The sequence below is a fragment of the Streptomyces sp. DSM 116795 genome (assembly GCF_055792905.1).
The window spans coordinates 5,887,953-5,901,103 of the sequence record NZ_CM147707.1 but is presented as its reverse complement, the minus strand read 5'-3'; the positions used below and the strand labels follow the sequence as shown (position 1 = coordinate 5,901,103).

General features: G+C 69.7%; 11 protein-coding genes. All 11 read right to left on the bottom strand.

The features are described 5' to 3' along the window. Window position 1: 1 nt before the first annotated feature. Window positions 2-637: a cell division protein SepF gene (locus tag ACSMXX_RS25425; RefSeq protein ID WP_473181011.1), complete on the bottom strand. Its 636-nt coding sequence runs from the start codon at window positions 635-637 to the stop codon at window positions 2-4. Window positions 638-792: 155 nt separating this feature from the next. Then, on the bottom strand, window positions 793-1,521 hold the full coding sequence (locus tag ACSMXX_RS25420) for a YggS family pyridoxal phosphate-dependent enzyme (RefSeq protein ID WP_473181010.1): 729 nt from the start codon (window positions 1,519-1,521) through the stop codon (window positions 793-795). A 3-nt stretch (window positions 1,522-1,524) separates the two neighbouring features. Continuing rightward, window positions 1,525-2,256: a peptidoglycan editing factor PgeF gene (gene pgeF / locus ACSMXX_RS25415; RefSeq protein WP_473181009.1), complete on the bottom strand. Its 732-nt coding sequence runs from the start codon at window positions 2,254-2,256 to the stop codon at window positions 1,525-1,527. Further along, window positions 2,253-3,473, bottom strand: a complete 1,221-nt coding sequence (gene ftsZ, locus ACSMXX_RS25410) for a cell division protein FtsZ (protein ID WP_473181008.1) — start codon at window positions 3,471-3,473, stop codon at window positions 2,253-2,255. Before ftsZ ends, pgeF begins: the two co-directional genes overlap by 4 nt. Before the next feature lie 237 nt (window positions 3,474-3,710). Continuing rightward, a complete protein-coding gene (locus ACSMXX_RS25405; RefSeq protein ID WP_473181007.1) occupies window positions 3,711-4,415 on the bottom strand; it encodes a cell division protein FtsQ/DivIB in 705 nt (234 codons plus the stop codon). A gap of 151 nt (window positions 4,416-4,566) precedes the next feature. Further along, window positions 4,567-5,661, bottom strand: coding sequence for an undecaprenyldiphospho-muramoylpentapeptide beta-N-acetylglucosaminyltransferase (gene murG / locus ACSMXX_RS25400; protein ID WP_473181006.1), 1,095 nt, complete (start codon window positions 5,659-5,661; stop codon window positions 4,567-4,569). A gap of 6 nt (window positions 5,662-5,667) precedes the next feature. Next, window positions 5,668-7,125, bottom strand: coding sequence for a putative lipid II flippase FtsW (gene ftsW, locus ACSMXX_RS25395; protein ID WP_473184962.1), 1,458 nt, complete (start codon window positions 7,123-7,125; stop codon window positions 5,668-5,670). A 319-nt stretch (window positions 7,126-7,444) separates the two neighbouring features. Beyond that, a complete protein-coding gene (murD, locus tag ACSMXX_RS25390) occupies window positions 7,445-8,875 on the bottom strand; it encodes a UDP-N-acetylmuramoyl-L-alanine--D-glutamate ligase (protein ID WP_473184961.1) in 1,431 nt (476 codons plus the stop codon). 53 nt (window positions 8,876-8,928) lie between these two features. Then, the gene (mraY, locus tag ACSMXX_RS25385; protein WP_473184960.1) at window positions 8,929-9,993 is read right to left on the bottom strand and encodes a phospho-N-acetylmuramoyl-pentapeptide-transferase; all 1,065 of its coding nucleotides are present in this window, start codon (window positions 9,991-9,993) and stop codon (window positions 8,929-8,931) included. Continuing rightward, on the bottom strand, window positions 9,990-11,429 hold the full coding sequence (locus ACSMXX_RS25380; RefSeq protein ID WP_473181005.1) for a UDP-N-acetylmuramoyl-tripeptide--D-alanyl-D-alanine ligase: 1,440 nt from the start codon (window positions 11,427-11,429) through the stop codon (window positions 9,990-9,992). Before ACSMXX_RS25380 ends, mraY begins: the two co-directional genes overlap by 4 nt. After that, complete coding sequence (locus ACSMXX_RS25375) at window positions 11,426-13,000, bottom strand: UDP-N-acetylmuramoyl-L-alanyl-D-glutamate--2,6-diaminopimelate ligase (protein WP_473184959.1); 1,575 nt, start codon at window positions 12,998-13,000, stop codon at window positions 11,426-11,428. Before ACSMXX_RS25375 ends, ACSMXX_RS25380 begins: the two co-directional genes overlap by 4 nt. Window positions 13,001-13,151 lie beyond the last annotated feature (151 nt).

Sequence of the window (13,151 nt, the reverse complement as noted above, 5' to 3'; positions counted from 1 at the left end):
TTCAGCTCTGGTTGAAGAACCCGCCCTCTGCGATGCGGGCCTTGTCCTCCGCCGTGACATCGACGTTAGCAGGAGACAGCAGGAACACCTTCTGCGTCACTCTTTCAATACTCCCGTGGAGACCGAAGACCAGACCGGCTGCGAAGTCGACAAGTCTCTTCGCGTCCGTATCATCCATCTCCGTCAAGTTCATGATCACGGGGGTACCCTCGCGGAAGTGTTCCCCGATGGTACGGGCCTCGTTGTACGTACGGGGGTGCAACGTGGTGATCCGGTACGGCTCCCGTTCGGACACGACTTTGGGCATGATCACCGGGGCGCTCTTCTCCAGACTCTGGCGTTCAGGTGTGATGGATGCCACGGGGGCAATTCTCCCGGATCGTCCGTTTTCGACGATCGCCGGGGGAGACGGCTGCTCCCTCTCCCGCTGGGCGGGAGGATGCATCACGCGCACCGGCTCGGCCGGTTCGTCCTTCTGCAGGGAGTCGTGCGACTGCAGCGGCTCGTGCCGCCGGCGGTCCCTCTCGGGCTCCGGTTCGGGTTCGAACTCGTCGTCGGGATCGAAACCCGGGCCGTCGTACCCATCGTCCTCCACGAGGCCGAGGTAGACCGCCATCTTGCGCATAGCGCCGGCCATTCTCTGCGTCCTCCGCTCTGTGGTGGGCCCCCGCCTTCGGTGGGGAGACCCGTGGCTCCGTCACCGGTGGCCTGGATCCCGGCGGGTCTGTCCGCCTGCTGTCTTCCAAGGGGAAATGACCATATTTTGTGCCGTGGTCCGACTTGTTGGCGACGTTACCCGAGCCGGGGTCGCTCTCCGAGTACCGCACTGCCGACGCGCACATGTGTCGCCCCCGCGGCCACGGCCTCTTCGAGATCCGAGCTCATCCCTGCTGACACCATGGTTGCAGCAGGATGCCTTGTACACAGGCCGGTTGAGATTTCCCGCAGCCGTTCGAAGGCGGCCGACGGGCGTCCCGCGTAAGGCCCGGTCAGCGGTGCGACGGTCATCACCCCTGCCAGCCGCAGGCCTTGGGCGGCTTCCACGGCGTCGCCGAGCCCCGCCACGGACTCCGGTGCGGCACCGCCCCGTCCCCCGGCGGTTTCTGACTCCGCGTCGAGTGCGACCTGGACGAGGCAGTCCAGGTCGCGGCCGTGATATCCCGCAGCGCTGCTCAGGGCGTTGACGAGCCGGGTGCGGTCGACGGAGTGGATCACATCGGCATAACCCGCAACGGAGCGGACCTTGTTGGTCTGGAGCTGTCCCACGAAGTGCCATGTCACAGGGGTGCCGGCGCACTCGCCGGCCTTCGCCGCCGCTTCCTGGTCCCGGTTCTCGGCGACGTGCCTGACACCCAGCTCCGCCAACAGCCGTACGTCCCGGGCGGGATAGGTCTTCGTGACGACGATCAGAGTGACCTCGTCACGACTGCGCCCGGCCGCGGCGCAAGCGCCCTCGATGCGCTCCTCCACCCGTGCGAGGTTCTCTGCGAGTTCGGCCTGACGGGCCGTGAGGTCCGTCACGGTTCAGTTCGCCTCCAACCAGACATAGCTCGCGAGGCGACCGGTAGTCTTTTCACGTCGGTACGAAAAGTGATCAGCCGACTCCATGGTGCACACGTCGGACTGTTCCAGAGTTGTGACACCGCAGGCTGCGAGCTGCGCCCGTACACCGGCCGCCACATCGACCGACGGGGTGCCCCAACTCGTCGTGGCGTAAGCCTCGGGGACCGCTTCGGCGACGGTCTCGCGCATCTCGTCGGGCACCTCGTAGCAGTGGCCGCACACGGCCGGCCCGGTACGGGCGACGATTCGCTCCGGAGCCGCTCCGCGGCCCCGCATCCGCTCGACGAGCGCGGGCACGACACCGGCGACCAGGCCGGGCCGCCCGGCGTGCGCCGCGCCCGCGACGCGTGCGACGGGATCGGCCAGCAGCACCGGCGTGCAGTCGGCGGTGAGCACCGCGAGGGCGAGCGCGGGACGCTGGGTGACGATGCCGTCGAGCGGGGGTGCCTCGTCCCCGAACGGGCCGTTGACCAGAGCGACATCGCGCCCATGCACCTGGTGCATCCAGACGACTCGGTCCGGGGCGAGTCCGAGCGAGGCGGCGGCACGCGAACGGTTCTCTCGTACGTGCACGGCGTCGTCGCCGACCCTGCCACCGAGATTGAGCGACTCATACGGAGCGGCGCTCACCCCGCCCCACCTGTCGGTGAATGCGAAGTGCGCGCCGCTCGTGGAGTCGTGCGTGCCTATCACTTCAGGAAGTCCGGCACATCCAGTTCCTCGGCTTGGCTGTCCTGGTACGGGCGGGCCGGCGGGACCGTCGGAGGAAGCGAGTCGCGGCCCGCGCCGGGCGATTCGCCCACCGGCTCGGGCTCGCTCTCGCGCGGGGTGACGCTGCCGAGGCCGCCGAACGAGGGACGGTCGCCGTCGGGGTCGCTGCTGCCGAAGGAGCCTGCCGACGAAGCCGACTCGTCCTTCGAGGAGTGTGAACCCAGCGCCTTGTCACGGGTCTTGGACGGGGGCTGTCCGCCGTCGAAGCCCGCCGCGATGACCGTCACCCTCACCTCGTCGCCGAGCGCGTCGTCGATCACCGCACCGAAGATGATGTTGGCTTCGGGGTGCGCCGCCTCGCTGACCAGTTGCGCGGCCTCGTTGATCTCGAACAGGCCGAGGTCGGAGCCGCCCGAGATGGACAGCAGCACGCCTCTGGCACCGTCGATCGACGCCTCCAGCAGCGGCGAGGAGATCGCCATCTCCGCCGCGGCCACCGCGCGGTCGTCCCCGCGGGCCGAACCGATGCCCATCAGGGCCGAACCCGCCTCCGACATCACGGACTTGACGTCTGCGAAGTCGAGGTTGATCAGCCCCGGGGTGGTGATGAGGTCGGTGATGCCCTGCACACCCGAGAGCAGCACCTGGTCCGCGGACTTGAACGCGTCGAGCACGCTGACCTGGCGGTCCGAGATGGACAGCAGGCGGTCGTTGGGAATGACGATGAGGGTGTCGACCTCGTCCCGCAGGCCCGCGATGCCGTCCTCGGCCTGATTGGCGCGGCGGCGGCCCTCGAAGGTGAAGGGGCGGGTGACGACGCCGATCGTCAGGGCGCCCAGCGAGCGGGCGATGTTGGCGACGACGGGAGCGCCGCCGGTGCCGGTGCCACCTCCCTCGCCGGCGGTGACGAAGACCATGTCGGCCCCCTTGAGGACCTCCTCGATCTCCTCGCGGTGGTCCTCGGCTGCCTTGCGGCCCACGTCGGGGTTGGCGCCTGCTCCCAGACCGCGTGTCAGTTCACGGCCCACATCGAGCTTGACATCGGCATCGCTCATCAACAGGGCCTGCGCGTCGGTGTTGATCGCGATGAACTCGACGCCCTTGAGACCGACCTCGATCATCCGGTTGATGGCGTTCACGCCACCGCCGCCAATGCCGACGACCTTGATGACTGCGAGGTAGTTCTGCGGTGCTGCCACGTCGAAGGCCTCTCGCCTCGAGTTACGTATCCCTGTCGGGCGGTCCACGTCGACCCGAACCCTAAGTCTGAAGTTTAGGGTTACCGGTGTCTGTCTTCCCTGGAGTCTTGGGAACGGACACTAAGTCGACAAGTGGTGGGTGTTCAACGAACACGCCGAACCTCCCGTTTTTCTTTTCACCCTATGTGATCAGGCCCAGGGGTGGTCATCCAGGGTGCTGGCCTGCGCTGACGCCCGTCAACTCCCTGACGACGCAGGGGCGCTGGGAACACTCACGTCGAAGTGCCGTGCGCCCTTGGCGGCTTTCATCAGCGCGGTCAGTGACTCGGCCTTCGCGCTCCCCTGTTCACCACTGCCCCACAGCACGGTACGGCCTCCGGTCAACTCCAGTGTGATGGAGTCGTAGGAACGCACCCGGACCGTACGGGTGTCACGCGCCACGGAATCGGGAAGCAAGGTGGTGGCGCGGACGGCTTCGCGGCGCAGGCGTTCCTTGCCGAAGTGTCTCAGACCCGCGGAGCGCTCAACTTCCATCACAAGAAGCGGAACGCCCTTCGGTTGCTCCGGAACTACGTCGAAACGCACGCCTTCAACGTCCACTTCGACGAATTTCCCGTCATGCTTCATGACCGCTTCCGGCTTCCGTTCGGTCACCTGGATACCGATTCCGTGGGGCCAGGCCCGCAGGACGCGCACCTCGTCGAGACGGGGAAGCGCGGACTTGAGACGGCGCTCGGCCGCGGCCCTGTCGACGGACAGCAGCGGCGTGCCAACCGGAATACGCGCCGCATCACGCACCTGTTTCTCCGTCAGCACCTTTTCACCGCTGACGGAGACACGTTCGACAAGCACCCAGTTCGACCCGTAAAGGGCCCATGCACCGAAACCGGTGAGGCCGAGCGCCAGCGCGCAGACGACGAGCAGGGCACGCAGCCGGACCATCCGCGCCCCCGCCCGTGGCCGCGCGCCACGCGAACCGGACGGTGACGGGCCGGAGTCGGCGTCCGCCGGCGGACGGGCCGCCGAACTCCTGCCGCGCCGCTCGGCGCTCTTCGTCGGCCCCGTGGAACCGGCCACGCTTCCCTGCCTTCTCTCACGCCCCTCGGCGTGCCGCGATCGCCTCGTACACCATGCCGACCAGAAGCTCGTCGGCGTCCGGCCGGCCGAACTCCGCCGCGGCGCGCGCCATGTCGTGCAGCCGGTGCGGATCGCTGAGCACCGGAAGTACGTTGCCCAGAATCCACTCCGGCGTCAGTTCGGCGTCGTCGACGAGCAGTCCGCCGCCGGCCTTGACGACCGGCTGTGCGTTCAGCCGCTGTTCGCCGTTGCCGATCGGCAGCGGAACGTAGGCGGCCGGCAGCCCGACCGCCGACAGCTCCGCGACGGTCATCGCGCCCGCACGGCAGAGCATCATGTCGGCCGCGGCGTACGCGAGATCCATCCGGTCGACATACGGTACCGGGACATAGGGCGGCATTCCGGGCATGTTGTCCGGGTGCGGCAGTTCGTTCTTCGGTCCGACCGCGTGCAGGGTCTGGATCCCCGCGCGCTGAAGGTGCGGTACGGCGTGCTGCACAACCTCGTTGAGACGGCGCGCGCCCTGCGAGCCGCCCGTGACGAGCAGGGTCGGCAGGCCGGCGTCCAGGCCGAACGATGCGCGCGCCTGTGGCCTGGCGGCGGCACGGTCGAGCGTCGCGATCGCGCGGCGCAGCGGGATGCCGATGTAGCGGGCGTTGCGCAGCTTGCTGTCGGGCGAGGAGACCGCCACATGGCGCGTGTAGCGCGAGCCGATCTTGTTCGCCAGGCCGGGACGTGCGTTGGCCTCGTGTACGACGATGGGGACGCCGAGACGCTTGGCCGCGAGATAGGCGGGGAGCGCCACGTAACCGCCGAATCCCGCGACGCAGTCGGCCTTGGTGCTCTCCAGTACCTGCTCGGCCGCCTTGATGGTGCCGCGCAGACGCCCGGGAACGGTGATCAGTTCGGGTGTGGGTTTGCGCGGCAGCGGTACGGCGGGGATGAGTTCGAGCTGATAGCCGCGGTCGGGCACCAGGCGTGTCTCAAGGCCGCGTTCGGTTCCGAGCGCGGTGATCCCCACGGTCGGGTCCCGCCTGCGCAGAGCATCCGCGAGGGCGAGCGCGGGCTCGATATGGCCGGCGGTGCCCCCACCGGCGAGTACGACGTGCACTCTGATTCACCGCTCTCCGGACGGCCGCCGATCTGCGCGCCGTCTCATCGTGTTCGTTCTCACCCCTGCCAGCCTTCTCTGCAGGCGCTGCCGCAGAGCAGGCTGCCGCATGGCCAGAGCCGCTCTGGCCGCGGGGTCGCTTCGCGCGAAGGCGATCAGCAACCCGATGGCGAACATCGTCGGCAGCAGGGCGGAGCCTCCGTAGGAGAACAGCGGGAGGGGGACGCCCGCGATCGGCAGCAGCCCGAGCACCGCACCGATGTTGACCACGGCCTGCGCCGTGATCCAGGTGGTCACACCTCCCGCGGCATACCTCACGAAGGGCTCCTCCGTGCGTCCGGCCACGCGGATACCCGCATAGCCTAGAGCCGCGAAGAGAGCGAGCACCGACAGCGTCCCCGCGAGACCGAGCTCCTCCCCGGTCACGGCGAAGATGAAGTCGGTGTGCGGTTCCGGGAGTTGACCCCATTTTTCCACACTGGCACCGAGCCCGGAACCGAACCATCCGCCCGATGCGAGCGCGTAGATCCCGTGAACCGCCTGCCAGCACTGGTCGTTGGCGCCGGGGTCGGTGGCTCCGATGCAGCCCAGCCGGGCCATCCTGTTCGGGCTGGTCATGATGAGGAACGCGCCGATGACGGCGGCCACCGCCATGACTCCGGCGAACAGCCGGGTGGGTGCCCCGGCGAGCCAGAGCAGCCCGAAGAGGACCGCTGTGAGAATGATCGCGGTCCCCATGTCGCCGCCGAGCATGATGAGCCCGAGCAGCAGCAGTCCGACGGGCACGAGCGGCACGAGCATGTGTTTCCACTGGTTCAGCAGCCGCCTGGACCGCTTGCGGGCTAGCAGGTCCGCTCCCCACAGCACGAGCGCCAGCTTGGCGAATTCGCTGGGCTGCAGCTGGAACGGTCCGCCGAGATAGATCCAGTTGCGGTTCCCGTTCACCTCGTGCCCCATCCCCGGTACCTGTACGAGGCACATCAGAACGACCGAGACGGCCAGCAGCGGGTATGCGAGCGACCGGTGCAGTCTGATCGGCATACGGGAGGCGACCAGCAGCAGCACGGCGCCCACGATCGCGGCGACCAGCTGCTTGCGGAAGAAGTACGTGGAGGACAGGCCCGATTGGAGCGCCTCGATCTGCGACGCGGAGAAGACCATCACGAGCCCGAGCACCGTGAGCAGAAGGCTGCCGCCGAGAATCAGGTAGTACGCGGTGAGCGGCCGGTCCCATGCCCGCCTGGCCTTCGCGAACAGCGCCGGCGTACCGCGGCTGCCGCCGGGCCCGGAGGGGCGCCGCGCGGGACGCCTCGGCCGCAGCGAGCGGCCGGGTACGGCGGCGGGGGAATTGCCCTTGCCCGGACGGGGCTTGGCGGTGCGGGAGCGCTGCGCCTCGCGGGCCAGCAGAAGCGTTCCGGCGGCGTGCGGGTACGGCTGTGGCGCGGCCGCGAACGCCGGCAGCAGCGGTACGGCACCCCGGAATCGTGCCGGCGCCGTCAGCGCCGTCCTCAGCGGCGTCAACGCCGGCCGCAGCGGCGTCAGGACCCGCCGGAGCACCCACCGCCGCGCCCGCCCGGTACGGGAACCGGTCGGGGAACCGGTCGCGTCGGCAGTGCCGGTGGCGGCGACGGCAGGGGCGTCTGTGGGGGCGCCTGTGCCGTTCGCCGCGCGCTGCCGCGTCCGGGACGCCCCTGGAAGAGAGACGGCGGAAGTGCCGCGGTCGGACGTCATCTGTCGCTTCCCCTCCGTCTGTTCCCGCGACGCGGTCCGCGGGACCGGCGGGCTACTCCACGTCGTGTGCGCCGGCCGCTGCCAGTGCACGCACCGCGTCGGTGAAAGCGTCACCGCGCGCGTTGTAGTTGACGAACATGTCCATCGAGGCGCAGGCCGGTGCCATCAGCACCGTATCCCCGTGACCGGCGAGCCGCGCCGCTTCATGGACTGCCGCAGCCATCGCCCCAGTGTCGGTGCGTGCCAGGTCCACCACCGGCACATCCGGGGCGTGTCGCGTGAGGGCTTCGTGGATGAGGTGACGGTCGGCGCCGATGAGGACCGCGCCGCGCAGACGCGGCGCCGACTCCCGTACGAGTTCGTCGAATGTGGCGCCTTTCGCGAGCCCGCCGGCGATCCACACGATCGAGTCGTACGCGGCCAGCGAGGCCTGTGCGGCATGGGTGTTGGTCGCCTTGGAGTCGTCGACGTACGCGACGCCGTCGATGTCCGCGACGTGCGCGATGCGGTGCGCGTCGGGACGGAAGGCGCGCAGCCCGTCGCGTACGGCCGCGGGCGGCACGCCGTATGCGCGTGCGAGAGCCGCGGCGGCAAGGGCGTTGGCGATGTTGTGGGGCGCGGCCGGAGTGACGTCGGAGACCTCTGCGAGCTCCTGCGCCTGTTCGCGGCGGTTCTCGACGAAGGCGCGGTCCACCAGGATGCCGTCCACGACGCCGAGTTCGGAGGGGCCGGGGGTGCCGAGAGTGAAGCCGACGGCGCGGCAGCCCTCTTCCACATCCGCACGTCGTACGAGCTCTTCGGTCGCGGGGTCGGCGCAGTTGTATACGCAGGCGACCTGATTGCCTTCGTAGACACGGCCCTTGTCGGCGGCGTACGCCTTCATCGAGCCGTGCCAGTCGAGGTGGTCGGGGGCGAGGTTGAGAACGGCGGCCGAGTGCGCGCGCAGGCTCGGCGCCCAGTGGAGCTGGTAGCTGGAGAGCTCCACCGCCAGCACGTCCGGGGGTTCGTCGGCGAGGACGACGTCGATCAGCGGGGTGCCGATGTTGCCGACGGCGGGTGCATGCAGCCCCGCTGCGCCGAGAATCGAGGCGAGCATCTGCACCGTGGTCGTCTTGCCGTTGGTGCCGGTGACGGCGAGCCAGGGCGCGGGCGGGCCGGGCCGGGTGCCGCGCAGCCGCCACGCCAACTCCACGTCGCCCCATACGGGTACGCCCGCGGCACCGGCCGCCGTGAAGAGGGGACTCTGGGGTTTCCAGCCGGGCGATGTGACGATCAGATCGGTATCCGCGGGAAGGCTTTCCGCGTCGGCGAGGCGCACGGTCACGTCCTGGGCGCCGAGTTCGACTGCGCGCGCCCGGTGCGCGTCGCTGTCACCGCCGTCGACGACCGTGACCTGAGCGCCCATCCGCTTCAGGGCGCGCGCCGCACTGATGCCGCTGACGCCGAGCCCTGCGACCGTCACATGCCTGTCGCGCAGGCTCACGGCGCCCGACCCGCCGCCGGTGTCCTCGGAGCCCAAGGGGTCGTGCAGGTCGTTCACTTGCTGGCCGCCCACCCTGCGTAGAAGATCCCGACGCCGAGGATCGCGCACATGCCCTGGATGATCCAGAAACGGACCACGACAAGGACCTCGGACCAGCCCTTCAGTTCGAAGTGGTGCTGCAGCGGCGCCATCTTGAACACCCGCTTGCCCGTGAGCCGGAAGGAGCCGACCTGGATGACGACGGACATGGTGATGAGGACGAAGAGCCCGCCGAGGATCGCCAGCAGCAGCTCCGTGCGGGAACAGATGGCGAGCCCGGCGAGTGCGCCGCCCAGCGCGAGCGAACCGGTGTCGCCCATGAAGATCTTGGCGGGCGAGGTGTTCCACCACAGGAAGCCGAAGCAGGCCCCCATCAACGCGGCCGCGACGACCGCCAGATCGAGCGGGTCCCGCACCTCGTAGCAACCAGGGCCCGCCGTGAACGGGTTGGCGCAGGACTCCTGGTACTCCCAGACGCAGATGAAGACGTACGCCCCGAAGACCATCACGGACGCGCCGGTGGCCAGACCGTCCAGACCGTCCGTCAGATTCACGCCGTTGGACATGGCGAGGATCATGAACAGGGCCCAGATGACGAAGATGACCGGACCGAGCGACCAGCCGAAGTCCTGGGTGAAGGAGAGCTTCGTGGAAGCCGGGGTCAGCAGGCGGAGGTTGGGGAAGTTCAGCGAGAGCACAGCGAACGTGGTGCCGACGATGAGCTGCCCGGCCATCTTCGCCTTGGCCCGCAGGCCGAGGCTGCGCTGCTTGACGATCTTGATGTAGTCGTCGAGGAAGCCGACGAGGCCCATGCCGGCGAAGAGGAACAGCACCAGCACGCCGGAGAAGCTCGGCTGACTGCCGGTCAGCACTTTGGTGAGTACGTACGCGGCGACCGTGGCCAGGATGAAGGCGATGCCGCCCATCGTCGGGGTGCCGCGTTTGCTGTGGTGGTTCTGGGGTCCGTCGTCGCGGATGAACTGCCCGTAGCCCCTGCTCGCGAGCAGCTTGATCAGCAGAGGAGTCCCGACCAGGGACAGGAAGAGTCCGATGACTCCCGAGAAGAGGATCTGGCTCATACCCATCGGGCGGCGACCTCACCCTCGTTGGTCCCGGGCTCCGCCAGCGCGTCGGCGACGCGCTCCAGACCCACCGAACGGGAAGCCTTCACCAGTACGACATCCCCCGGGCGCAGTTCGCTCCGCAAGAGCTCGACCGCCGCCTCAGCGTCGGACACGTGCACCGACTCCTCACCCCACGAACCCTCGTTCTTCGCGCCCATGTCCAGCCAGACGGCCTCCTGGCCACCCACCGCCACGAGCTTGCTGACGTTGAGCCGGACGGCGAGCCGTCCGACCGCGTCGTGCTCGGCAAGCGACTCGTCGCCGAGCTCGGCCATCTCACCGAGCACCGCCCAGGTCCGCCGGCCCCGACCCATCGCGGCCAGCGCGCGGAGCGCGGCCCGTGTCGACTCGGGGTTGGCGTTGTAGGCGTCATTGACGACCGTGACTCCATCGGCGCGCTCGGTGACCTCCATCCGCCAACGCGAGAGCGTGCCCGCGGCGGAGAGCGCGGTGGCGATGTCCCCGGCGGGCATGCCCAGTTCGTGGGCGACGGCCGCCGCGGCGAGCGCGTTCGACACGTGGTGCTCACCGTACAGGCGCATGGTCACGTCACCGCACCCGGTGGGTGTTCGAAGCGTGAAAGTGGGCCGCCCCTGGTCGGTGAGCCGGACATTCTCGGCACGTACGTGAGCATCCGCGGCCTCGCCGAAGAGCACGACGCGGGCGCGGGTGCGCTCGCTCATGGCCCGTACGAGAGGGTCGTCGGCGTTGAGCACGGCGACACCGCCGCCGCTTCCGCCTTCCGCGCCCGCGGGCGGCAGGGCCTCCACCAGCTCGCCCTTCGCGACGGCGATCTGCTCCCGGCCGCCGAACTCGCCGATGTGCGCCGTCCCGACGTTGAGCACGACTCCGATGCGCGGCGGGGTGAGCTGCGCGAGGTATCGGATGTGGCCTACGCCGCGGGCGCCCATCTCCAGTACGAGATGGCGGGTGCCGGACTCGGCGCGCAGCGCGGTGAGGGGCAGCCCGATCTCGTTGTTGAGCGAGCCCGGCGTCCACACCGTCGGACCGAGGTGCTCCAGCAGCTGCGCGATGAGGTCCTTGGTGCTGGTCTTCCCGGCTGATCCGGTGAGCGCGACGACCTGCGTGCCCAGCCGTTCGACGGCGTGCCTGGCCAGGGCGCCCAGTGCCCGTGTGACGTCGTCGACGACGACGGCCGGTACGCCGACCGGCCGGGTGGCCAGCACGGCCACGGCACCCGAATCGACCGCGCTGCGGGCGAAGTCGTGTCCGTCGGCGCGTTCACCTGCGAAGGCTGCGAAGAGACTGCCGTCGGCCACTTCCCGTGAATCGATGACGACGGGGCCTGTGACCTGGGCGTCGGGGTCCGGTATGTCGCTCTGCTGTCCGTCGACGACAGCGGCGATCTCGGCGAGGGATAGGGGGATCATCGGTCTTCGGCGTCTGTCCCTTGGGTTGTGGTGCTGCTGCTCGCGGCCGGGCCGGCCGGCACGGCCGCCGTCGGCGCCGCGACGGACGCTTCCTGCTTGTTCCGGATGGCTTCGCGCAGCACGAGGGTGTCGTCGAACGGTCTGACGACTCCGGCGATGTCCTGCCCCTGCTCGTGTCCCTTTCCGAGCACGATCACGGTGTCGCCGGGTTCGGCACGGTCGACCGCGAGACGGATCGCTTCGGCTCTGTCCTCTTCCAGCAGAACGGTGCCGCGGTCGTACGCGGGCACCTCGGCTGCGCCCGCGAGCATGGTGGCGAGGATCGCGAGAGGGTCCTCGGTGCGGGGGTTGTCGGAGGTCAGCACGGCGGTGTCGGACAGCCGCGCGAGCGCGGAGCCCATGGCGTTGCGCTTGTGCGGGTCGCGGTCGCCGCCGCAGCCGAGCACGGCGTGCACCCGGCCCTCGGTGACCTTCTGGATCGCGAAGAGCACGGACTCGACGGCGTCGGGCTTGTGCGCGTAGTCGACGATCGCGAGGTAGTCCTGCCCGGCGTCCACCCGCTCCAGCCGCCCCGGTACACCCGGCACGGACCCGATGCCGTCGGCCGCCGTCTGCGGGTCGATGCCCGCGGCGACGAGGGCGGTGAGCGCGGCGAGCGCGTTGGCGACGTTGAATGGTCCGGCGATCGGGGCTGCGGCCCGTACGGACTCGTCCTTGGGGCCCACGGCGGTGAACGTGGAGCCGAGCGGGCCCACTTCGACGTCCTGGGCCCGCCAGTCGGCGTCGGGGTGTCCCTCGGCGGAGAACGTGGTGACGGGCACCTCGGACTCGGTCACCAGCCGCTGTCCGTACTCGTCGTCGATGTTGACCACGCCCGCGCGTGAGCGCGCGCGCGTGAACAGCTGCCGCTTCGCCCGGAAGTAGTCCTCCATGTCCGGGTGGAAGTCCAGGTGTTCGGGACTGAGGTTGTTGAAGACGGCGATGTCGAAGACGCAGCCGTCCACACGGCCCAGCACCAGCGCGTGGCTGGAGACCTCCATGGCCACCGCTGTGACGCCGCGTTCCCGCATGACCGCGAACAGGGCCTGGAGGTCCGTGGCCTCCGGGGTGGTGCGCTCGGACTTCAGCCGGTCGTCCCCGATACGGGACTCGACGGTGCCGATCAGCCCCGTCAGCGCGCCTGCCTTCTCGGCCGCCTTGCGGAGCCCGCCGTCCACCAGATAGGCGGTGGTGGTCTTCCCGGAGGTGCCGGTGATGCCGATCTGCAGCAGGTCCCTGCCCGGCTCGCCGTAGATCGCCGCGGCCAGTGCACCCATACGGCCCCGGGGGTCGGGCACCGTGAGAACCGGCAGCCCGAGGTCCGCCGAACGTTCGGTGCCCGCCGGGTCGGTGAGCACCGCGACGGCGCCGAGGCTGGCGGCCTGCGAGGCGAAGTCGGCGCCGTGGAAGCGCGCGCCGGGCAGCGCCGCGTAGACGTCGCCGGGCCGTACGGCACGTGAGTCGTGGGTGATGCCGGTCGCCGTGGCTTCCTCCGCGCCCTGTGGGGCGGCGGTGTTCAGCAGGCGGGCCAGCTCCGCGAGTGGAACGGGCCGTACGTGCGCGGGCCGGGGCGCTCCAGAGGTGACCGCTCCCGAGGTGACGTCCTTGGTCGTCGTCCCGGGGGCCGTCTCCGGGGAGGCAGAGGCTTGAGGGCCTCCCGCCGAGGGCGAGAGGGAGTTCTGA

Coding starts and splice junctions, on each gene's coding strand:
- ACSMXX_RS25425 (WP_473181011.1), bottom strand. CDS start 637: ATGGCCGGCGCTATGCGCAAGATGGCGGTCTACCTCGGCCTCGTGGAG.
- mraY (WP_473184960.1), bottom strand. CDS start 9,993: ATGAGCCAGATCCTCTTCTCGGGAGTCATCGGACTCTTCCTGTCCCTG.
- ACSMXX_RS25380 (WP_473181005.1), bottom strand. CDS start 11,429: ATGATCCCCCTATCCCTCGCCGAGATCGCCGCTGTCGTCGACGGACAG.
- ACSMXX_RS25405 (WP_473181007.1), bottom strand. CDS start 4,415: ATGGTCCGGCTGCGTGCCCTGCTCGTCGTCTGCGCGCTGGCGCTCGGC.